Here is a 20,952-nt window from a genome sequence, read left to right as displayed (position 1 = left end):
ACTGACCAGACACAGACCGACCAGACACAGACTGACCAGACACAGACTGACCAGACACCATTGGCCGCCAGCACCTTTCTCGAAGCCGAGATGAAATACGACAGCGGTGTGTACCACAAGCACCAAGTCGTGATGGTCAGGGCCAAGGGCGCCACCGTCTGGGACGAAACCGGGCGCAGTTACGTGGATTGCGTGGCGGGCTACGGCGTCGCCAACATCGGCCACAGCCACCCGGATGTGGTGCGGGCCATTCAGGAGCAGGCCGAGAACCTGATCGTGATGCCCCAGACGCTGCCCAACGACAAGCGGGCCGAATTCCTGAGCGAGCTGGTCAGCGTGCTGCCTGCTGGCCTGGACCGAATTTTCCTGTGCAACTCCGGCACCGAGGCGGTGGAGGCGGCCAAGAAGTTCGCCATCACCGCCACGGGCCGGACCCGCTTCGTGAGCATGAAGCGCGGCTTCGCGGGCCGGACACTGGGCGCCCTGGCCTTCACCTGGGAGCCCAAGTACCGTGAGCCCTTCGGCAATGCGGTGGACAACGAGCACGTCAGCTTCGTCACCTACGGCAACATCGAGGAACTCCGCGCGGCGATCACCGAGGACGTGGCCGCCGTCATCATGGAACCCGTGCAGGGCGAGGGCGGCGTCCGGCCCGCCAACATCGAATTCCTGCGGGCTGCCCGCGCCCTCACCCGCGAGAAGGGCGCCCTGCTGATTCTGGACGAGATTCAGACCGGCTTTTGCCGCACCGGCAAGATGTTCGCCGTCGAGCATTTCTGCGCTCAGGAGTGCCAGGACGCGGATGGGATTCGTTGCGGCTGCCAGGTGGCCAACGAGTGCCAGGTCGTCCCCGACGGGATGACGCTGGCCAAGGCGATGGCGGGCGGCGTGCCCATCGGCGCCTTCGCCATGAGCGCCGCCGTGGCCGACAGGATGCCCGCTGGCGGTCACGGCACCACCTTCGGCGGCAACCCGCTGGCGATGGCGGCGGGCGTGGCGGCCATCCGGGCCATGAAAAACGAGGGCATGGCCGAGCAGGCCCGCGAGAAGGGCGCCTACTTCATGGACAAGCTGCGGGCCATTCCCAGCCCCAAGATTCGTGAAGTGCGCGGCCTGGGCCTGATGATCGGCGTCGAACTCAAGGAGAAGAGTGCGCCCTACATCGCCGCCATGGAGCACGACGAGGCGGTGCTGTGCCTCCAGGCCACGCCGCTGGTGATCCGTTTTCTGCCGCCCATCACCATCAGCTACGAGCAGATCGACGCCGCCGTCGCCGCGCTGACGCGGGTGCTGGAGCGCGTCAACCCGCGTGCCGTGCCCGCCGCCGAGGTGGCCGAGAGCAAGCAACGCGAGTAGGGAAGATCAGGAACGACCGGGCGCCGCCGAGTGGGGGGCGCCCGGTTTGGTGCTGGTACGCAACGCCCAATAAGTTGAACAGACCCCGCCGGTCATCTCGGTGCCCGCCGACTGCGGCATTCTTCCCACCCCCAGCTCGGCCTCATCGCCTACACTATCGCCTACACTGAACCTTCATGCGCCCGCGCCCTGCCTCGCCCCGACCCCGCAGCCTGACGGCGTTTCTGCTGCTGCCGCTGGCGCCGCCGCTGGTGCTGCTGCTGCTGGTGATCGCCTCGGTGGTCTGGGGCATCAACCGCAACGCCGCCCAGGTCGAGCTGCTCAACGGTGCCCAGGTGCGGCTGAACCAGATCAATCTGCTGGCCCGCGACATCATCGATATGGAAACCGGCGTGCGCGGCTTTATCATCGTCGGTGACGCGCTGTACCTGGAGCCGTACCGCCGGGGCCAGCAGGGGTTCAGGCAGCGGCTGAGTGCCCTGGAGCGCCTGAGCGTCAGTGACGAGCAGCGGCGTAACCTGCAAGAAGTGCGCCGATTGGTCGAGCGCTGGAACCGCGAGGTGGCCACGCCGGAGATTCGTGCCCGCAGCGTCTCGCGTGACGTGGCCACCGCGCTGGTGGAAAATACCCAGGGCAAGCAGCTCATCGACGAGGTGCGCGGCGTGCTGAGCGTGCTGGAACGCAGCGAAACCCTGCGCCGCGAGGCCGCCGTGACGGCCAGCGCCAGCGCCCTGAGACTCAGCCGGACGCTGACCATTGCCGGGCTGCTGGGCGCCCTGCTGCTGCTGATCCTGATCGCCGTGAACGCGGCCCGCACCCTGATGCGCGGGCTGGACACGCTGGGTCAGGGTGCTCAGCGCGTCGCCTTGGGACAGTACGGCGAGCCGCTGCCCGACGCGGCGGTGAGCGAGGTGCAGGCCCTGCGCAGCCACATTTCGGTGATGGCCGAGTCGGTGCAGGCCAGAGAGGCCGGACTGATCGCCGCCCGCGATGAGCTGGAGGCCAGCAACAGGGCGCTGGAGGCCAGCAACAGCGCCCTGGAGGCCAGCAACAGCGCCCTGGCCCGCAGCAACCAGGAACTCGAACAGTTCGCCTACGTGGCCAGTCACGACCTTCAGGAGCCGCTGCGGACCATCGGCAGCTACACCGAGTTGCTGGGCAGGCGCTACAGCGGCCAGCTCGACGAACGCGCCGACACCTACATCGCCTTCACGCTGGCCGCCACCCACCGCCTGCGAACGCTGATTCAGGACCTGCTGCTGTATTCGCGCCTTCGCCAGCCGGGCCGCCCGGTCGAGCCCGTCGATGTCCAGGCGCTGGTGCAGGGCCTGCTCGACGATTTCCAGGTGCTGATCGCCCACACCCAGGCCAGCATTCAGGTGGCTGAATTGCCGGTGGTGCCGGGCAACGCCGAGCTGCTGCGCCACGTCTTCCAGAACCTGATCGGCAACGCCCTGAAATTCCGTGATCCACAGCGCCCGCTCACGATTCAGATCACGGCGGTTCAGATTACGGCGGTTCAGGACACGGTGCAGGTTCAGAACACGGTGCAGGCGTGGCCGCCCGGCGCACCCCCCGGCTGGACCTTCTCGGTGATCGACAACGGCATCGGCATCGAGGAAGCGTACTTCGGGCGCATCTTCGGGGTCTTTCAGCGGCTGCACGGCGTGGGCGTCTACGAGGGCAGCGGTATCGGGCTGGCGCTGGTGCGCAGCGTCGTCGAACGGCTCGGCGGCGCCGTCCGGGTCAATAGTGTGATGGGTCAGGGCAGCACCTTTACCTTTACTCTACCTTCAGTGGCGCCCGAACCGCCCGCCCGCTTTGACCCCCCGGAAGGTACGCCCGTATGAGGAAAATCGACATCTTACTGGTCGAGGACAATTCAGCCGACGTGCTCCTGACCGAAGAGGCCTTCGAGGAAGCCCGCATCGCCAATCAGTTGCACGTCGTCCGTGACGGTGTGGAGGCCCTGGAGTTTCTGCGCCGCGAAAAGGGATTTGCTGACGTTCCCACGCCCGACCTGATCTTGCTCGATGTCAACATGCCGCGCATGAACGGCCTGGAGCTGCTGGCCCTGCTCAAAGCCGACCCGGCCCTGCGGCGCATTCCCACCATCATGCTGACCACCTCCCGCGCCGAGGGCGACATCTGGCGCAGCTACGACCTGCACGTCAACGCCTACATTCCCAAGCCGCTCGGTGTCGGCGAGTTTTTCGAGGTGGTGCGCACCCTGGAAACCTTCTGGCTGGCCACCGTCGCCCTGCCGCCCCACCTGGCGCCCAGAACCTAGCGCCCAGAACCTGGCGCCCAGAAGAGAAGCCCAAATCAGAAAGAATATGGCGCCGCCGTGTAATACGGGATTAAATTGATTCTGAGTTATGTGCGGTTGACCCCTCGCCCCCTGCGGGAGAGGGGAGCCGCGCAGCGGCGGGGAGAGGGGGCGACCGGGTGGCCTCGACGGTACATATCCGGAAGTCTTTTTAATCCCGTGTAAGCAGGCGCCGTTTGCCGTTGAGTCACGCCGGGAAGCCTTCTTTTCGCAGGCCACACGGTCGTCGTCTCTGACAGCTAGCCAGCGGTGGTCGTTTGCCCTCTCTTTCTCTTTTCTCTCTTTCTCTTTTCAAATCGCGCGAAGCCTGCGTCGGGAAGCCACCTCGAACCTGATGAGCAGGTGCCTCCGCAACCACCAGCACCCTCGTTGTCATTCTGAACGAAACGAAGAATCTCGCTGCTAAATTACAGTCCACATCGAGATGCCAGCTTTCCTCTAGACTATCGCCCATCAAGCCAACATTCGGCCTGACTTTATTGTAAGCTGGTCGATCAGACCTTTCACTGCGTTCAGGGTGATAGATTTCTGTCGCCCTCCGCCTACAGCTTCTTCGCCTGCGGATACTTCATGATCGCCTCGTCTTCGCTCAGGAATTCGCCCTCCTGGTCGGGACTCCAGATGACCTCGGCGCGGATCAGGTCGCCTGCCGTGACGCCAGCGACGGCCTGCAAGGCGGCCTGGACCTCTTTGGCGTCGGTGCTGCCTGCCGGGGGTAGGGCGCCCAGGGCGTGCGTGGCGGCGCCCAGCGTGACGGCCAAATACAAGCCGCCCGCTTCGTCTTTGCCGGTGTGCGGGCGGTGCTCGAAACCGCTGTTGGGGTCGCGGTTCTGGTAGTTGCTGGTGGTCTGCTCGGTAAAGGCGGCCCTGGCCTGGGTGGCCCAGCTTCCCAGTTGGGCGTCGGCGCGGCTGGCGTCGCCCTGGGCACGCTGCACGTCGCCGTAAACCCAGCGTTCGGGGTGGCGCAGCACCACCAGCGCGGCCTCCTGAAGCATCCGGGCCAGTCCCGCGTCGGTGTCGGGGTCGCCTCGCTCGGCCACCTGTTGCAGCGCTGATTTCACCTCGTCGCCTTCGAGCATGATGACCTGCACCATCACCGCCTGGGCGTCGCCGCTAAAGCTGCCCAGCAGCCCGCTGCCGCCCCCGGCTCTGGCCGCGCTGCGCCGCATCACCATAAAGGTGACCACGCCCGCCACCACGATCAGCAGGATGGGCACAATGGCGAAGCCGCCACCAGAGCTGTAGCCGCCGCCGCCGTAGTAGCCGCCGCCGTAGCCGCCGTTGTTGATGATGACCGGCCCGCTGTAGCCGCCACCGCTGTAGCCGCCACCGCTGTAGCCACCACCCCTGGAGCTGCCACCAAAGCCGCCGCCCCCGCTGCTGGAACTGCCGCTTGACCGGCCACTCGACGAGCCGCCAAAACCCCCGCCGGAGCGGGCGTAGGCGCTGCTCACCAGCGCGGTGACCAGCAGTGTCAGAAGGGCCACCACCAGCGTGATCCTGAGCATGGTACTGAGAAGCCGGGACACGACAGACCCGCGAGGTTGACCGGAGATGTGCATATCCAGCAGTGTAGGGGAGCGCGGGGCGCTGTGGCGAAGGGGCGGCGCCGGGTAGACTGCCCGGCATGGACGTCCACCTGACTCAAGAAGCGTTTGAAACCCTGCTCGCCCGGCTGTATGAGCGCGGTGACCGCCTGGAATTCCGGCAGGAGGGCACCGACTACCCCCGCAGCGAAAAAGTGGACGCCTACGTGCTCAGCGGCCACGCCGAGGCCCTGCTCAGCGACGAATTCGAGGGCGATCTGTGGGGCACCCTGGCCGACATCGACGAGGCGGCGGCTGACGAGGCCGAAGCTTGGGACAAGATCAAAGCCTTTTATCTGGGCCGGGGTCACGTACTGCTGCACCTGGGCGCGGGCGAGGAATGGATTTTCGAGGAAGCCCTGGCCCGGCGGCTGGGTCTGGTGTGAGGGGTTTGGTGTGAGGGGCCTGATCTGATAGGTCTGGCGGGCTGGGTCTGGCGGGCTAGGTCAAGTCAGCCTGAACGCGCCCTCATCCGCAAGATGAGAAGCCGGGGGTAGTGTGGCGTATGTCTCAACATCGCTCGACCCGTTTTCCCGTCAAACGTTTTATTTTGCTGGGCGCCCTGATCGGCGCAGGCGCTTATTACCTGAGCCGTGAACAAAACCGCCGCCTGCTCGATCAGAAGCTCGCCGACCTCGGTATCAAGGACGCGGCGCAGGGCGTGGCAGACTCCGCCACCAAGGGCTTCGAGCAGGTCAAGGACGCCGCAAAGGACGCCGGGGCGGTGATTGCCGACAAGGCCGCCGAGGTGGGGGACGCGGCCCAGCACAGCCTGAATGATGGCAAGGAAGCCGCCGAAAAGGCTGCCGAGGACGTGTCCAAGGCGGTGCAGGAAGCGGCGGCCAAGACCCGTGAGGCCGCAGGCCAGGTGGGCGCCCAGGTCAAAGACGCCGCCCAGAGCGCCGGAGCCGTGGTGGCCGACAAGGCGAGTCAGATCGGCGGTCAGGCCAAGGAAGCTGCGCAGGACAAGGCCGAGCAGCTCAAATCGGATGTTCAGGACGCCGCCAAGGCCACCCAGAACAAGGCCCAGGATCTCAAATCGGACCTCAAGGACGCGGCTCAGAGCGCCGGTCAGGCGGCGCAGTCGGGCGCTCAGCAGGTCAAATCGGACGCCAAGGACGCGGCGCACGACCTCAAGGCCGACGTCAAGGACAACACCTCGGCGATTCGGGACAACATTCAGCAGGTCGCGCAGGCCACCAAGGACAAGGCCCATGACCTCAAGGACGAGGTTCAGAAGAGCTGAGCGTCAGTCACGGCGAACTGTGTTCATACAGCCTCCCCGGCGCCTCAGCGGGGAGGTTGCACTGCTGTCTGGTCCCCCATGAGTCTCACCCGGCTCCAGACTGTCCGGCTCCAGACTGTCCGGCCCTAGACTGTCCGGCCCTAGACTGTCCGGCATGAGCCCAGCGTCGCGCCCACGACTGGCGGTGATTCACACCGGGGGCACCATCGCCAGCCGCCCCGACCCCGGCGGCGCGGGGCTGACGCCGCAGCAGCGTCCGCAACTCGCCGACCTGCGCACCCACAGCGGTGAACTGGCTGCCGTGGACGACCTCCAGCCGTTCAACCTGCCCAGCCCGCACATCACCCCGGCGCACATGGAGGTGCTGCGCCGCCTGACTGAAGAACAGGCCGCAGCCGGGGCGTGCGGCGTGGTGCTCACCCACGGCACCGACACGCTGGAGGAAACCGCTTTTTACCTGCACCTGACGCTGCAAACCCCGGTGGGCGTGGTGCTGACCGGCAGTATGCGCCACGCCGCCCAGGCCAGCGCCGACGGCCCCGGCAACCTGGAAGACGCCGCCCAGGTGGCGCTGCATCCCGGCACGCGGGGGCGCGGCCCGCTGGTGGTCTTCGGCGGCGAAATCTACGACGCCCGCACCGTCACCAAAGTTCACACCACCGCCGTGGACGCCTTCGGCGGCTATCCCGGCCCGATTGGGCGCATCGATCACGGCCCTCACGGCGCCGCGCTGCACTATTTTGCCCGTCCCGAACGGCGCCCCGTTTACCGCCCGGCCCATGTGAACGCCCGCGTGGAGATTTTGTACGCCTACGCGGGCTGGCGCGGCGAGGGCTACGCCGAGGCCGCCGCGAGGGCCGACGGCCTGGTGATCGCCGCACTCGGCACCGGCAACCTCAGCGCCGAACTCCTGCCGCTGATCGGGGCCACGCGCCAGCCCGTCATCATCGCCACCCGCACCCACGCCGGGCCGGTGCTGCCGGTCTACGGCTACCCCGGCGGCGGCGCCACCCTGCTGCGTGCCGGAGCTATTCCCGCCAGCTTCCTCAACGCCCACAAAGCCCGAATCCTGCTGATCGTGCTGCTGGGCATGGGTCTGGGCCGAAACGAGATCGCGGGTGTGTTCGGGGGCGGCGCGTTTTGAGGGGGCTTGTGGCTTGTGGCCTGTGGCTTGTGGGAAGGGACGGAGGGCATGCGCTGCGCTTACTTACCCTCTGCAAGCAGGTCTGCGACTCTCTCACAAGGGGCGAGGGGTCAACGACAGGCGCCCAGAGCTGCTTTTCTACTTTAGTAGACCACTGATTTAGTAGAACGCTGAGTTCCAGCGAAGTCAGTCATGTCCCGATGTGGAGCACGGGCGCCCTACGTGAGCTACACGATTCCGGCAGATCAGAGGGCTGGAAACCGGCTGTCCGGACTGGAGGCGCCAGGCCGGACAGAGACGCAGCGGCGTGGCCCACGCTGAGTACACCCAGGCTGATCGCCATGAACACGGATTTCACCCGGTCAGGGTAGCGCGGGGCTGGCCACGAGCACGCTTCCCACGCCACCTCACGGCGGCTTTCTGTAGCATGGGGGCATGAACCTGTTCGGTTTCCTGGGGCAGTATCCCTGGCTGGTGTATCTGTCGGGAGCGCTGCAAGTCATCTTCCTGATTCACGTCGTCGTCACCCGCCGCAACTTCTACTGGATTTTCATTTTGCTGATCGGCAGTTACCTGGCGGTGCTGGCCTACCTGTTCATCGAAGTGCTGCCGAACCTGCGCGGCAATGCCCGGCGGGTGGGCGCGAATCTGCAACCGGCCCTGGAGAACCTGCGCCCGCTGGAGACCCGCATCCGCGACGCCAGAGAGCGCATCGAGGAGTCCGATACCCTGAGCAACCGCACCGACCTGGCTGCCCTGCTGGCCCGCGCCGGACGCGAGGCCGAGGCCCAGGACGCCCTGCAACCGCTGCTTAGCGGCATCTACGCCGACGACCCGCTGGTGCTGCTGACCAGCGCCGAACTGGCCCTGGCCCGCCGTGATCCGGCCTCGGCGGCGGCGCTGCTGGGCCGGGTGGACCTCAAGACCAGCGCCTCTATTCGCACCCGCACGTTGACGCTGCTGGCCGGTGCCCAGGCCGAGCAGACCCAGGTCGGCGAGGCTGACGCCACCTACCAGGCAGCCCTGATGGGCGCCACCAGCGAGGAACCCCGCGTGCGCTACGCCCAGTTTCTGATGGCCCAGAACCGGCCTGACGAGGCCAGGGCGCAGCTCGGCACCCTGGCCCGCACCGAGAAGCGGGCGGGCGGGCTGTACCGCAGCCAGGAGCGCGAGTGGTTTCAACTGGCCGGGAAGCTGCGGCGTGAGCTGAGCTGAGCCGGTCTGAGCTGGTCTGGGCGGGCCTGAGTGAGCCAGCCGCTAGACTGAATCATGACCACTCCCAGCTCCCAGCCCACCCGCCTGACCGAGCGCTTTCAGGACGCCCTGGCGCTGGCCGCCGAGTGGCACGCGCCCCAGACCCGCAAGGGCAGCGGTGTGCCGTACCTGTCGCACCTGCTGGGCGTCTGCGCCATCGCCCTGGAGTACGGCGCCAGCGAAACCGAGGCGGTGGCCGCCCTGCTCCACGACGCGCTGGAAGACGGCCCGCAGAACACCCGGCGTGCTCACAGCGACCTGCGCGGCGAACTGGTGGCCCACTACGGCAGCGAGGTGGCCCGGCTGGTCGACAGTGCCACCGACGGTGTGCCTGACCCGGATGGCCGCAAGCCTGCCTGGGCTGAGCGCAAACGCGCGTACCTGGCTCACTTGCCACAGGCGCCGGTCTCCGGGTTACTGGTCTCGGCCTCCGACAAGCTCTACAACGTCCGCACTATCCTGGCCGATTTTCACAGCGAGGGCGAGGCGGCGTTTACACGCTTCACGGCTGGCCGGGACGGCACCTTGCAGTACTACCGCCTGCTCTCAGACGCCTACCGCCAGGCTGCCGGGCGCCCGGAGGTGGCCCAGCGCCCAGGGTTGCTGGCGCTGTTCGCTGAGCTGGAGCGCAACGTGGCCCAACTGGAAACGGCGGCGGGCCTGAGCAGCGACGGAGTGCGGGGACTGGCGCCGCTGCGGTGAAGTGGGGGCGCTCAGGCTTCGGCGTCTGCGGGGTCGATGCCGCACCAGGCCATCAGCACGACGCGCAGACCGGCAATCGTCAGCAGCCCCATCGCCGTCAAAACCATGACGGTGGCGGCCTCCCGCTCAGTTGGATCAGGATAAAAATCATTGCGCTTGAGGCTCAGCAGCATGACCTCCAGCGCTGTGCGCTTGTTGCCGTCGCTGAAGCCGTGATCGTGCGCCAATGTGTACCCAATCGCCGCGACTTTGGTAAAAAACGTCGGGTAGGCGTCCTCACCAAAAGCGCTTTCCGTCGGCTTCGAAGCGGCACTCTCGATCACGCTCTCGTGGGCGACGCCCGCTCGGCCCGGTGAGGTAAGCAAAATACCGTCATGCACCACGTAGACAAAGGTAGGTGTGGGGTAGTCCCACCCCCGATGGCGATAAAAGGAGCCTTTCGGAAACGCCACGCTCAGAGCGTCGCGAGTAGGTCGAGCGTCTTTTTGTCGGCCTGCAACTGCTCCATGACCCAGGCTCTAATCTCATCCTCAGTCTGTTCTGGGCGCGGACGGCGCTTGATGTCCTTCAGACGAACGAAAATGCGTGGCTCCTCTGACTTGCTCGATGTCGTCTTGCTCGGTGTTGTCTTGTTCGGTATGCTAGTCACCTTGCCCCCTTGCATTCACAGTCTACCGCGCCAGGTCTCGCGTTGCCCTGACGCCCAGGGCAATCTTCGTGACACAGCTCCGTGACACGGCAACCGCCCCCACACGGCGCGTGCAGGGGCGGTTTCAAAAAGCTCTGGTGGGACGTGTAGGGCTCGAACCTACGACCCGATGATTAAAAGTCATCTGCTCTACCAACTGAGCTAACATCCCTGATTTGCCGCCGCAAAGGGTCTGCGAGCGAAAGGGAGTATAGGGGGCGCAGCACGGCGCTGTCAAACCCGCGCGGCCAGACTTCGCAGCGCTCCTGACAGTTCAGCGGCGCGTGCCCGGCAACCGGGGCGGCATCTGGTTGGGCTTCAGGCCCCGGCCACCCTTCATACCGCCGCCCATCGCCCCCATGCCCTTGCCGCCGCTCATGCGCTGGAGCATCTTCATCATGTCTTTCATCTGCTCGTGCATCTTGACCAGCTTGTTGATCTCGCTGACCTCGGTGCCCGCACCCTTGGCGATCCGTTTGCGGCGCGAGGCGTTGAGCAGCTTGGGACTGCGCCGCTCCCTCATGGTCATTGAGGAGATCATGGCGTCGATCTTCTGGATCTGCTTCTCGTCGATGTTAAATCCCTCCGGCAGCGCCCGACTCATGCCCGGTATCAGCTTGATCAGGTCGCCCAGCGGCCCCATCTTGCGAATCTGCCGGAGTTGATTCAGCAGGTCTTCGAGGTCGAATTCCTCGGCCTTCTTGTTCTCCATGGTGACCATATCGGCCTGCTGGGCTTTCTCGATCAGGCCCAGCACGTCGCCCATGCCCAGGATGCGCCCGGCCACCCGGTCGGGGTAGAACGGCTCCAGCCCGGTCAGTTTTTCCGAGGTGCCCGAAAAGTAAATCGGCTTGCCGGTCACGAACCGCGCAGATAAGGCCGCGCCGCCGCGTGCGTCACCGTCCATCTTGGTAATAATCAGGCCCGACAACTTCACCCGCGCATCGAAGGTCTGCGCCACGCTCAGCGCCTCCTGGCCGGTCATGGCGTCGACGACCAGCAGCGTCTCGGTGGGTTGCAGCGCACCCTGGAGGTCGGCGAGCTGGTCCATCAGCGCCTCGTCGATCTGGAGGCGGCCCGCCGTGTCCACGATCACCAGGTCGCGGAAGTCTTGCTGCATGGTCTGTGCCAGCCGGGTCTTGATCTGCTGCGGCGTCTCGTCGTTGGCGACCTCGAAGACCGGCACGCCGACCTGGGCGCCCAGGGTCCGGAGCTGTTCGCGGGCGGCGGGGCGCTGGGTGTCGGCGGCGACCAGCAGCACCCGGCGGCCCTTTTCCTTGTAGAACTTGGCGAGTTTGCCGGTGCTGGTGGTTTTGCCCGCGCCCTGGAGGCCCACCATGAAAATCACGTTGCCGTCGTTTTTCAGCACCGGTTGCTTGGACTCACCGCCCAGCGTTTCAATCAGCTCGTCGTGGACCAGTTTGACCACCATCTGCCCGGCGTTGAGGCTGCCCAGCACCTCCTGGCCCACCGCCTTCTCGCTAACGCGGGCGACGAATTCCTTGGCCACCCCGAAGTTCACGTCGGCTTCCAGCAGCGCCATTCTGATCTCGCGCATGGCGACTTTGACCTGCGCGTCGGTCAGGGCTTTTTCGCGCTGCAATCTTTCCAGGATGTCCTGTAATTTGTTGCCCAGGGTCTCGAACATCTGTCTAAACTACCACGCACGGGAGGCGGGAACAGGAGGTGTGGGGCGCTGTTCAGGCCAAGACACGCCAGGCATGGGAGCAGGAGAAAGTACGGCCCTGCGCGGGGGCGGGCGTGCAGGCGGCGCGTCTTGGGCAGAACGGAGCGAGCAAGCGTCGTCATCGGCGCTGTTGTGATCAGGAACGCGGCTGGCCACGCCCGCCTCCTGTCCAGAGCAGAATCCGTATTACACGGTCTGGCCCTAAGGCAGATGTCATAAAAAGACCCTTTTTATGACCGAGCGGAGCGAGTAGTTTTAACTGAGCAAGGCGCAGAATGGAGGCGCGGGGAGGCTGTTTTCCCCGCGCCTCCATTCTGCGCCTTGCTCTATGCTGTGTCCATGTTTCGCCGCCTGCTGCTGTGCCGCTTTCTGCTTCCGGCCTGTGCCCTGGCCGCCGTGCCTGCCGCCGGGTTGGCCGCCGTGCTCACAACCGCGCCCACAACCGTGCCCACACCCGTACCCACAGCCGCGCCCGCGCCCGCACCTGCTGCGGCATCGTCGCCCGCCAGCGGCATTCCGGTGCTCACTCCCAGGGTGCTCGCCCGCATACCGCACGCCCAGGACGCCTTTACCGAGGGCCTGGAATTCTACGGTGGCGCACTGCTGGAAAGCACCGGCCTGGTCGGGCAGAGCAGTCTGCGGCGGGTGAGTCCCCAGACCGGCGAGGTGAGCCTGCGCCGCCGCCCGCCGAACCCTAACGTCTTCTCGGAGGGCGTCAGCGTCTTCGGGGGCGTCGCCTATCAGCTCACCTGGCAGGAGGAGACCCTCTACCTCTACGACCCGCTGACGCTGCGCAGCCAGGGCCAGAGGCGCTACCAGGGCGAGGGCTGGGGCCTGACCCACGACGACAGATCGCTGATCATGAGTAACGGTTCCGATACGCTCACCTGGCGCGACCCGAAGACCTTCGCCGTGCTCAAAAAGCTGCGCGTCACGGCTGGGGGCGCCGGGGTGGTCAACCTCAACGAGCTGGAATACGGCGCTTCCTTTATTTACGCCAACATCTGGCTGACCAACCGCATCGCCCGCATCGACCCGCAGAGCGGCAAGGTTACCGCCTGGATCGACGTGACCGACCTTACCCGCCAGGCCCAGGCAGCGGCACAGAAGGCTGGGCAGGCCATCGACGTGCCCAACGGCATCGCCTACGACGCGGTGCGGAACGTCTGGTTGCTGACTGGCAAGAACTGGCCGCTGATGTTTGAAGTCACCTGGCCGTGAGTGTGAAGAAGTATGACTATAGAGGAGTATGACTATAAAGGAGTATGACTATAAAGAAGTGTGGATACATTGCAAAGTCGTCATCCTGATTTAGAGTCGCAGATTTGCTTGCGGAGTGAGCTAGCGGGCAGCGTTCCCGGCCCGCACGTGCCAGTCCTTGCCATCTTCCCAACCCATCAAATACGACACAAAGAAGGCCCCGGAACACACGCCCAGGGCCTTCCCGCTTCGCCTACTGCTGCTTGCTCACTGCACGTTCCTCACTGCACGTTCAGCGTGATGCTGCTGACCTGCTTGCCTGCCGCTTCCAGCCCTTCCTTGACGATGTAGGTCACCTTGCCCTTGCCGGGGGTGCTGTTGTAGCTCCAGCCGCAGGAGGCGTTGAGCGGTAGCGGTTTGGTGCCGATGGTGCGCCCACCGCGCATGACGCTCACGTTGTAGCCTTTGCCTGCGCCCACGCCGCCGAAACGGAACGGCGCCGAAACGCTTTCGCCGTCTTTGAGCGACAGCGTGTAGTCCTTGGTGCAGGCACCCGTTGCGGCAGTTCCAGCAGCCGCAGTGCCAGTAGCCGCAGCGCTGCCGACGGTCACGGCGCTGGTGGCGCTCAGGGCGCCCATTTTGACCTCGTAGGTGTGCTTGCCTTCAGCGGGCGAGGGCACGTTCAGGGTCCACTTTCCATCTGCGCCGACGGTGGCTTTACCCAGGCTGGTGCCGTCCTCGAAGACTTCTAGCTCGTCGCCCGCCTTGCCGGTGCCGCTCAGGTCGAAGGCGCCCGCCGCGACCGTGCCTCCGGTGGCCGGGGCCAGGATCGCCAGGGTGCCCGCCGCGCCTGCCACTGGCGCCGTGGTGCTTTCCGTGGGTGTGGTGCCCGCCGTGGTCGCCGGTTTGGCCTGGTTTTGCTGCGACAGATAGCAGCCGCCCAGGCCCAGCAGCAGCGCCAGCGGCAGCGCCCACAGCCAGCCTGCGCCGCGCCGCTGCGTTTCACCGACCAGCGGCGCGGCGTTCAGTGAAGACGGGTTGGGCAGCGGCGTGCTCAGCGGGCGCGAGGTCGCGGAGATACCCGGCGCCGCCACACCGGGCGTGGAAATCTTGGACATGTTGACGCTGGGGACGTTCACACTGGGTAGATCGACACTGGGTAGATTGCCACTGGGCAGCTTGATGTCCGGCACGTTCACGTTCGGCACGTTGATACTGGGCACATTCAGATTCGGCACATTCAGATTCGGCATGTTCGGGACATTGATATTCGGCAGATTCACGTTCGGCAGATTTATGTCCGGTATGCCGGAACGCACGGCGCCCAGCGCGGCTCCAGCGGCGCCTGCCAGACCGCCTACAGCGCCCAAACCCGCAGCGCCCAGACCGCCCAGCAGCCCGGTCAGTGACGGCGGAATCAGGCCCGCCAGACGGGGGCGCAGAGGCGTCATGGCGGCGCCCAGCCCGGCGGCGCCGAGGTTCTGGCTGCTGGCCCACTGACCCACCAGCCCCAGCAGCAGCGGCAGGGTCAGGCGGCCCAGGCGCTGCACCTGAACGCTGTCGATGGCCCCACCGCCACCACCGCCACCACTGTCGGTGCTGGAACTGTGCGCGGCCACCTGATCGGCGAGGTGGTGCTCCTGGTTGCCCAGCAAGGTGGGCGAGAGGGTGTTGCCCAGGCCTTCGAGCTGCTCGGCGCTGCCGGGGCGGCTCAGAATCTCGTGGACGGTGCCGCCGGGCGTGCTGGCGGCCAGGTCGAGCAGTTGCTGGGCGCCTGCTGGGGTCTGGGCGTGGTCGATCAGGGCGCCCAGTTGCAGTGGCAGCAAGGCCCTGACGACCGAGTGGGCCTGTGCGGGAGCCAGACCGACCTGCTGGCCGAGGTGATCGGCCTGGGCGCTGCCGATTTGCTGTTCAATCAGATCGAGAATAGTCATGTGGTCTCCAAAGGGGCTGCTCCAGAGGGGCTGGCTGCCATGCACCGGCCTGGTGGAAGTGGCCCCGTTAAACCTGAAGTGCTGAACTGAGAGGTGCCGTGGCGTGGGTGACTCGACACCTGCTGCTGGCTGAACGTCTCATGAACGTCGTTCAGCTAAATTGTGACACAGGCGATGATCTGACGGCTAGCCGCCGCACCGTCCGAGTCTGTAAAAAACTTCACAGAGTCTTCATGTCTACTCAGGCGCCGCTCACGTTGCGCAGATGGCGCCGCGCTCAACACCAGGCAGCGCCCAGATGGACGAATATGGACGAATGTCGTCTCGCCCGGCGGTAGGCTGGACGCATGACCGTCTGTGTGCCTTCCGCTCACCGCCCAGCAGCTCATCGCCCAGCAGCTCATCGCCCAGCAGCTTATCGCCCAGCAGCCGGACCGGGCGCCCTGCCTGATCTTCAGACGTTCGCCCCACCCAGGCCCATCACCTGTAGGCCCGTCACCCGCAGGCCCGCCAGGGCAGCCGCGCCGAATGTTCACGCACCCGCCATCCGGTCAGGAGCGGCGCGTAGGCTTGGGCCATGAGCGCGTCCGGCCCAAACCCATCAGCTCCGGCTCCGACCAACCCGGCTCCGACCAACCCGGCTCCGGCGGCCAGCACGGGCCGGGCCAAGCTGATCTTGTTTCTGACCATCTTCGTGGCGATGCTGGGATTGTCGGTGCTGTTTCCCATCTTCGGGCCGCTGTCGCGCAAGCTGGGGCTCTCGGAGTGGCAGACCGGCTGGTTTTCGACGGCCTACAGCCTGATGCAATTCGTCTTCAGCCCGATCTGGGGCGCTCGCTCGGAGAAAGTCGGGCGCAAGCCGGTGCTGGTCATGGGCCTGATCGGGTTTTCGCTGAGCTTCGGGCTGTTCGCGGTGGTGGCCGACCTGGGACTGCGGGGCGTGCTGGGCGGCACGGCACTGTTTGGTCTGCTGGTGGGTGCGCGTTTCCTGGGCGGCATTCTGTCGAGCGCCACCCTGCCCACCGCCCAGGCGATGATGGCCGACCTGACAGACCGGGGTAACCGCGCCGCCGCGATGGGTCTGATCGGCGCGGCCTTCGGCCTGGGCGTGATTTTCGGCCCCGGTCTGGGCGGGCTGCTGGCCAACTACGGCCTGACCGTGCCGGTGTATTTCAGCGCCGGTCTGGGCCTGGTCACGGCGCTGCTGGCCCGGCTGACCCTGCGCGAGACCAGGGCGCCGGGCACTGCGCCGAGCCTGAGAGGTGACCGCCTGGCCCTGCTGCGCGGCCCGGTTCCGGTGTTTCTGATTATCAGTGCGCTGTTCACGCTGGCCTCGGTGGGCATGGAGCAGACCATCAGCTTCTACGTGCAGGACAACCTGAACCTCAGCCTGGCCCGCACGCCCCAGGTCGTCGGCGGCATGCTGGCGCTGTTCGGACTGATCTCGGCGGCGGTGCAGGGCGGCGCCATCCGGCCCCTGGCGAAAAAAGTCAGCGCCACGGCCCTGATTCCGGTGGGCCTGGTCATCATGGGCGCGGGTATGTTCGCCCTGAGCGCTGCCGGAACCTACTGGCCGATGGTCGGTTCGCTGGGGCTGATCGGGGTCGGCAGCGCGGTGCTCGGCCCCAGCCTCTCGGCGGCGCTCTCCTTGAGTGTCGGTGACGACCAGCAGGGCAGCGTGGCGGGCCTGAACTCCTCGGCCCTGGCCCTGGGCCGCATGACCGGCCCGCTGATCGGCACCGGGCTATATCAGAACGTGACTCACCACGCGCCGTACCTGTTCAGCGGCGGCGTGCTGCTGGTGCTGCTGATCGTCGTGGCGCTGGCCCGGCCCCAGATTCGGGCGCCCGCGACGGGGTAAGAAGCTGCTCAGTGGGCACCGTTCCGTCTGGACGTAGACTGGGCCATGCTGAAGACATTGCTGATTGGTGGTCTGTCTCTCGCCTTCGTATCGTGTACTTTACCCAGCGCTCCAGGGTTTGGCTCGAAAGCGATGACCTTCTCAGATCAGACGAGCTTTGCGGTATTGCAGGAGAAATTCGGTGGAGGTCTTCAACTCGTCGTCAGCACTGACGCGGTGACGGCGGCCAACAAGGCACTGATCCGGAGCGGCAGGCTGTTCGTCGGTGACAGGACATTTCCGAACGGCTCGCTTACAGCCGATGCTTTCGACTGGTATGTCGCCTCGCCTTGCACGTCTTTGCCTCAAGGTGAGGGCATCAGCTTCCGCTACGAGCTGTATGACGGGAGCGGCGCGATCATTCAGAAAAGCAGTGCGGCGGTGGTGGCCAAGATCAGCACCTGTTGAACCGCGCCTAGAGCGGCCTCAGCACCCGCACCTCGGCGCCGAAGACGAACTCACCCACCTGGCCGTCTGGTAGCAGGGGGGTGAGTTCGCGGTCGAGCCAGTCGCGTACCTGCTGGGGTGTTTCGCGCCCGGCGTCGGTGACGGCGATGGTGTTGCTGTGGGTCAGCAGATACGCCACGAGCTGACCTTGGCTGAAAGGGATCAGATGAGTAAGTTTCTCCGAGTGAAAGGAGAATCCGGCCGCCTGAGCCTGCGCCTCGCCGAATGGGCGGCTGTCCCGTCTAGGAGGCGGATACTGCGCTCCGTAGCGCTCCATCACGGCGCCGAACTGTGGATGGCCCACCAGTTCGGCGGCAAAAAAGCTGTCCAGAATCGCCAGCACGCCGCCCGGCCTGAGTACCCGCCGCGCTTCCTGCGAAAAGGCGCCCCGCTCGAACCAGTGGAAGCCCATGCAGACAGTGAGCACGTCGGCGCAGTGGTCCGGCACCGGCAGCGCTTCGGCGGCGGCCAGGGCGTACTTCACACGCTTATGGGGCCGGGCGCGGGCCAGCATCGATGCCGACACGTCGAAGGCCAGCACTTCGCCGACCAGATCAGCCAGCGCCACGCTGCACTGCCCGGTGCCGCAGGCGACATCGATGCCCAGCGCCGTGCCCACCAGAAACGGCTGAACGCGCTCCAGCAGCAGCGGCTGCACGTCGGGCCGCCCGGCAGCGTAGCGGGCCGCTCCGTCGGGGCTGGTAAACGGGTTGGTCATGCCCGGAGTCTACCCCGGCACGAAAAACCGCCCCAGCGGGGGCCGGAGCGGTCGATTCAAACCTCAGCTCAGAGGTTGAAGCCGAACATCCGCATCTGGCGCTTGCCGTCCTCGGACATCTTTTCGGGGCTCCAGGGCGGCGACCAGACGAATTCGACGTTGACGTGGTTCACCCCGTCCAGGCGCATCACGGCCATCTCGGCGTCGCTGCGGATCAGGTCCTGCACCGGGCAGCCCACCGAGGTCAGCGTCATGCTGATCTCCACACGGCCCGCGTCGTCGATCCCGACCTCGTAGATCAGGCCGAGGTCCACCACGTTGACCGGAATCTCCGGGTCTTTGACGACCTTGAGCGATTCGAGAATCTGCGCCTGGCTGGGCAGCCCTGCCGGGGCGGCCCGGACGGCTTCGGACTTGATGGCTTCGGGCTTGACGGCTTCGGGTTGGGTGCTGGATTCCTCGCTCACGCCTGCGCTCCTTCTGTGGGCAGCCCCGCCGCCTGCCAGGCCAGCGTACCGCCGAGTGTGTTGGCGACGCTGACGTAGCCCTGGTCGAGCAGAAACTGGGTGGCCTGGCCGCTGCGGGCGCCGCTGCGGCAGATCAGCACGATCTCCTGGTCACGGGGCAGGCTGGCCGACTGGACCTGAAACTCGCTCAGCGGCATCAGCCTCGCGCCCTGGGCATGGACTTCCTCGTATTCGCTGGCTTCTCGCACATCGATCAGCAGGGCGCCGCTGCGGACACGTTGTTGGGCTTCTTGTGGGCTTACTTCTTGCATAAAGTTCAGCATAACCGAGCGCCGCAGTAGGTATTGTGATTCGTCTGAATGGGAGGGAGAGGGGCCACGGTTGCCGAGCTGCTCGCTCTGGTAGGTGTCGATGAAAACGTCGTCCCAGTGGTGCTCATACCCTGGCAAGCCGAGCGTCCAGAGGCCACTTGAACGATGCCGCCGTCCCATATACCCGGCGGTTTCCGTCCTACACTCCGGCTATGCTGCCGCCGCGCCACGTGTTGATGATCGACCTGCGTTCGGAGGCGCTGAGGCTGGCGCAGCCGCTGGAGGCACTGATCCCTAACCGGAGTTGTGCCCTCAGTCTGGAGCAGATCGAGGCGGGCGAACACGGCCTGAGCGCCGAAGACGGCCCGCTGCTGGTCATCTGTGAGCGCGGCGTTCGCAGCGGCCTGGCGGCCCGGTTCCTGCGTGCCGACAGGCTCGACGCGGCGGCCTACATCGGCGGCGTCCTGGCTCTGCTGCTGGCTTTGCACCCATGACTGAGCCTGTTGTGATCGGCACCATCCACGCCCTGCACGGCTTCCTGGGCAGCGGCAAGACGACCCTGGCCCGCAGGCTGGAGCGCGAGCTGCCCGCCTTCCGATTCTCCAGCGACGAGTGGATGACCACCCTCTACGGCCAGGACCCGCCCGCCGAGCAGTTCGCCGAGTTTCGCACCCGCGTCCCGACCCTGATGCGCCGGTACTGGGTCCGTGCCCTCGAACTCGGTCTGGATGTGGTGCTCGACGAGGGGGCCTGTGGACCCGTGCCGAGCGGGACGCCCTGAGAGTGGCGGCGGCGGCGCTGGGCGCCCCACTGGTCATCTACGCTTTGAGTACGCCGGAGCTGCTGGCCCGCGAGCGCCTTCGCCGCCGCAACGCGCAACCGGGCGCCCTGTTCATCGCCGAGAACACCTACGAGCTGTTTCGCCCCCGTTGCGAGCCGCTGGGCGACGACGAACCGGGCGACGAGGCGCGGGTGGATGTGGACGGCACGGCGCGGCTGGACTGATCCGCCATCGGCACTATCTTGAGCTTACCAGTGGCACACAACGCGAAGTTTCAGCAACGCGAAATCCCAGCCGCTTGGACTGGGACGCTGCGTTTTTCTATTTTGGTTGCAGGGACAGGATTTGAACCTGTGACCTCCGGGTTATGAGCCCGACGAGCTACCGGACTGCTCTACCCTGCGACAACTCTTCCACACTGTAACAACTCTCAGCGGCGTTTTTAGACGCTCAGGAATAGTACTACCGAGTTCCCAACCTGTCAACCCTGCGCCGAGCCACACTTGATCCGTCTGGGCTCGCCGCAGATACTCCTGGCATGGACCCTTCGCTTGCCCTGCTTTACGGCTGGATCATCCGGACCCGTGAGGAACTGTTCGCCTACACCGCCTCGCTGCCACCGGCGATCTACACCCGTGAACACCCCGATTTCGCCTACGGCAGCATTCGCAACATCCAGGCCCACGTCGCCAACTGCTACCTGAGCTGGATAGGCCGCTCCGGGCTGGAGCTGGAGCCGAGCCAGATGGCCTTCGAGGCGCCCAGCGTGCCCGACGCTGGGGCGATGCGGGCCAGGTTCGCCGAGGTAGACCGCGTGGTGATGCGGGCCTGCCGGGAGTTCGGGCACCCGGACGAACACTTCGAGCTGGTGCGCCCCGGACGGGACCGGCTTCAGGTTACGCAGCGGTGGCTGGTCCTGCACCCTGTCACCCACGAGTTTCATCACAAGGGTCAACTGCTGGCGCTGGGGCGCGTCCTCGGCTACCCGCTGGTGCCCGGTGAAGACACCGACCTGGTGCTGCCCTGAGTGGCGTAGGTGAACGTAGGTGAAATGGCGCAATGGGGTGTAACTCAGAAATGCGGGGCGGGGAAGGCGCGGTGACGCAAGGCGGTGAAGGGCAGCGGTCGAGACACAGACGCTGAACGCGCACGCAAGGTGGCCATGCCCCCGGCGCCCGGACGGGACCAATGCTGACCAGCCC

The 20,952-nt window shown here is 65.9% G+C and carries 23 protein-coding genes and 2 tRNA genes; 15 read left to right on the top strand and 10 right to left on the bottom strand.

Going from position 1 to position 20,952, the window contains the following annotated elements:
• Positions 1-90: 90 nt before the first annotated feature.
• From Q0R23_RS12050 to Q0R23_RS12040, 3 genes are all read left to right on the top strand, one after another.
• The gene (locus Q0R23_RS12050) at positions 91-1,356 is read left to right on the top strand and encodes an aminotransferase class III-fold pyridoxal phosphate-dependent enzyme (RefSeq protein WP_293913351.1); all 1,266 of its coding nucleotides are present in this window, start codon (positions 91-93) and stop codon (positions 1,354-1,356) included.
• A 176-nt stretch (positions 1,357-1,532) separates the two neighbouring features.
• Positions 1,533-3,206, top strand: coding sequence for a CHASE3 domain-containing protein (locus tag Q0R23_RS12045; RefSeq protein WP_293913345.1), 1,674 nt, complete (start codon positions 1,533-1,535; stop codon positions 3,204-3,206).
• Complete coding sequence (locus Q0R23_RS12040) at positions 3,203-3,646, top strand: response regulator (protein WP_293913344.1); 444 nt, start codon at positions 3,203-3,205, stop codon at positions 3,644-3,646. Before Q0R23_RS12045 ends, Q0R23_RS12040 begins: the two co-directional genes overlap by 4 nt.
• Before the next feature lie 581 nt (positions 3,647-4,227).
• Here Q0R23_RS12040 and Q0R23_RS12035 read toward each other — a convergent pair.
• On the bottom strand, positions 4,228-5,193 hold the full coding sequence (locus Q0R23_RS12035; protein WP_293913349.1) for a DUF1517 domain-containing protein: 966 nt from the start codon (positions 5,191-5,193) through the stop codon (positions 4,228-4,230).
• Positions 5,194-5,312: 119 nt separating this feature from the next.
• Between Q0R23_RS12035 and Q0R23_RS12030 the strand changes: the two genes are divergently transcribed.
• The 5 genes from Q0R23_RS12030 (at position 5,313) to Q0R23_RS12010 (ending at position 9,617) form a co-directional block, all read left to right on the top strand.
• Positions 5,313-5,657, top strand: a complete 345-nt coding sequence (locus tag Q0R23_RS12030; RefSeq protein ID WP_293913342.1) for a hypothetical protein — start codon at positions 5,313-5,315, stop codon at positions 5,655-5,657.
• A 119-nt stretch (positions 5,658-5,776) separates the two neighbouring features.
• Positions 5,777-6,517, top strand: a complete 741-nt coding sequence (locus Q0R23_RS12025; protein WP_293913340.1) for a hypothetical protein — start codon at positions 5,777-5,779, stop codon at positions 6,515-6,517.
• Positions 6,518-6,671: 154 nt separating this feature from the next.
• Entirely contained in the window at positions 6,672-7,661 is a 990-nt protein-coding gene (locus Q0R23_RS12020) for an asparaginase (protein ID WP_293913338.1), read from the top strand.
• A 435-nt stretch (positions 7,662-8,096) separates the two neighbouring features.
• Entirely contained in the window at positions 8,097-8,876 is a 780-nt protein-coding gene (locus Q0R23_RS12015; protein ID WP_293913337.1) for a hypothetical protein, read from the top strand.
• Between the two features lie 54 nt (positions 8,877-8,930).
• Positions 8,931-9,617, top strand: a complete 687-nt coding sequence (locus Q0R23_RS12010; RefSeq protein WP_293913335.1) for an HD domain-containing protein — start codon at positions 8,931-8,933, stop codon at positions 9,615-9,617.
• Between the two features lie 11 nt (positions 9,618-9,628).
• On the opposite strand, the gene Q0R23_RS12005 is transcribed toward Q0R23_RS12010, so the two are convergent.
• The 3 genes from Q0R23_RS12005 to ffh form a co-directional block, all read right to left on the bottom strand.
• The gene (locus Q0R23_RS12005; protein ID WP_366520430.1) at positions 9,629-9,997 is read right to left on the bottom strand and encodes a type II toxin-antitoxin system death-on-curing family toxin; all 369 of its coding nucleotides are present in this window, start codon (positions 9,995-9,997) and stop codon (positions 9,629-9,631) included.
• Between the two features lie 404 nt (positions 9,998-10,401).
• A tRNA-Lys gene (locus Q0R23_RS12000) sits at positions 10,402-10,477 on the bottom strand.
• Between the two features lie 102 nt (positions 10,478-10,579).
• Positions 10,580-11,953 carry a signal recognition particle protein gene (ffh, locus tag Q0R23_RS11995; protein ID WP_293913331.1) on the bottom strand — a complete coding sequence of 458 codons (1,374 nt, stop codon included), beginning with the start codon at positions 11,951-11,953 and terminating at the stop codon, positions 10,580-10,582.
• Positions 11,954-12,331: 378 nt separating this feature from the next.
• Here ffh and Q0R23_RS11990 point away from each other — a divergent pair, with 378 nt between their 5' ends.
• Complete coding sequence (locus Q0R23_RS11990) at positions 12,332-13,213, top strand: glutaminyl-peptide cyclotransferase (RefSeq protein WP_293913329.1); 882 nt, start codon at positions 12,332-12,334, stop codon at positions 13,211-13,213.
• Between the two features lie 260 nt (positions 13,214-13,473).
• Here Q0R23_RS11990 and Q0R23_RS11985 read toward each other — a convergent pair whose 3' ends face one another.
• The gene (locus Q0R23_RS11985) at positions 13,474-15,126 is read right to left on the bottom strand and encodes a DUF937 domain-containing protein (RefSeq protein ID WP_293913327.1); all 1,653 of its coding nucleotides are present in this window, start codon (positions 15,124-15,126) and stop codon (positions 13,474-13,476) included.
• Positions 15,127-15,378: 252 nt separating this feature from the next.
• The gene (locus Q0R23_RS11980; RefSeq protein WP_293913325.1) at positions 15,379-15,597 is read right to left on the bottom strand and encodes a hypothetical protein; all 219 of its coding nucleotides are present in this window, start codon (positions 15,595-15,597) and stop codon (positions 15,379-15,381) included.
• A gap of 106 nt (positions 15,598-15,703) precedes the next feature.
• Between Q0R23_RS11980 and Q0R23_RS11975 the strand changes: the two genes are divergently transcribed.
• Both Q0R23_RS11975 and Q0R23_RS11970 read left to right on the top strand, forming a co-directional pair.
• On the top strand, positions 15,704-16,987 hold the full coding sequence (locus Q0R23_RS11975; protein WP_293913323.1) for an MFS transporter: 1,284 nt from the start codon (positions 15,704-15,706) through the stop codon (positions 16,985-16,987).
• Between the two features lie 45 nt (positions 16,988-17,032).
• Positions 17,033-17,434 (top strand): hypothetical protein, encoded by a 402-nt coding sequence (locus tag Q0R23_RS11970; RefSeq protein ID WP_293913321.1) that lies wholly within the window; start codon positions 17,033-17,035, stop codon positions 17,432-17,434.
• Between the two features lie 7 nt (positions 17,435-17,441).
• On the opposite strand, the gene Q0R23_RS11965 is transcribed toward Q0R23_RS11970, so the two are convergent.
• The 3 genes from Q0R23_RS11965 to Q0R23_RS11955 form a co-directional block, all read right to left on the bottom strand.
• Complete coding sequence (locus tag Q0R23_RS11965; protein WP_293913319.1) at positions 17,442-18,191, bottom strand: methyltransferase domain-containing protein; 750 nt, start codon at positions 18,189-18,191, stop codon at positions 17,442-17,444.
• 68 nt (positions 18,192-18,259) lie between these two features.
• Positions 18,260-18,610: a metal-sulfur cluster assembly factor gene (locus tag Q0R23_RS11960; RefSeq protein ID WP_366520429.1), complete on the bottom strand. Its 351-nt coding sequence runs from the start codon at positions 18,608-18,610 to the stop codon at positions 18,260-18,262.
• Positions 18,611-18,654: 44 nt separating this feature from the next.
• Positions 18,655-18,969: a rhodanese-like domain-containing protein gene (locus tag Q0R23_RS11955; RefSeq protein WP_293913317.1), complete on the bottom strand. Its 315-nt coding sequence runs from the start codon at positions 18,967-18,969 to the stop codon at positions 18,655-18,657.
• A 212-nt stretch (positions 18,970-19,181) separates the two neighbouring features.
• On the opposite strand from Q0R23_RS11955, the gene Q0R23_RS11950 reads away from it, so the two are divergent.
• The 3 genes from Q0R23_RS11950 to Q0R23_RS11940 are packed head-to-tail and all read left to right on the top strand — an operon-like array spanning position 19,182 to position 19,974.
• A complete protein-coding gene (locus Q0R23_RS11950) occupies positions 19,182-19,463 on the top strand; it encodes a rhodanese-like domain-containing protein (RefSeq protein ID WP_293913315.1) in 282 nt (93 codons plus the stop codon).
• Positions 19,460-19,750, top strand: coding sequence for an ATP-binding protein (locus Q0R23_RS11945; protein WP_293913313.1), 291 nt, complete (start codon positions 19,460-19,462; stop codon positions 19,748-19,750). The genes Q0R23_RS11950 and Q0R23_RS11945 overlap by 4 nt, the downstream gene beginning before the upstream one ends.
• A 2-nt stretch (positions 19,751-19,752) precedes the next feature.
• A complete protein-coding gene (locus tag Q0R23_RS11940) occupies positions 19,753-19,974 on the top strand; it encodes a hypothetical protein (RefSeq protein ID WP_293913311.1) in 222 nt (73 codons plus the stop codon).
• Positions 19,975-20,077: 103 nt separating this feature from the next.
• On the opposite strand, the gene Q0R23_RS11935 is transcribed toward Q0R23_RS11940, so the two are convergent.
• Positions 20,078-20,154, bottom strand: a tRNA-Met gene (locus tag Q0R23_RS11935).
• A 134-nt stretch (positions 20,155-20,288) separates the two neighbouring features.
• On the opposite strand from Q0R23_RS11935, the gene Q0R23_RS11930 reads away from it, so the two are divergent.
• On the top strand, positions 20,289-20,777 hold the full coding sequence (locus tag Q0R23_RS11930) for a DinB family protein (RefSeq protein WP_293913309.1): 489 nt from the start codon (positions 20,289-20,291) through the stop codon (positions 20,775-20,777).
• The last annotated feature ends 175 nt before the right edge of the window (positions 20,778-20,952 follow it).

The sequence above is a fragment of the Deinococcus sp. genome (genome assembly GCF_025362455.1).
Lineage (GTDB): Bacteria > Deinococcota > Deinococci > Deinococcales > Deinococcaceae > Deinococcus.
Note: the sequence above shows the minus strand (reverse complement) of the source record. Positions and strands in the feature narration are given on the sequence as shown.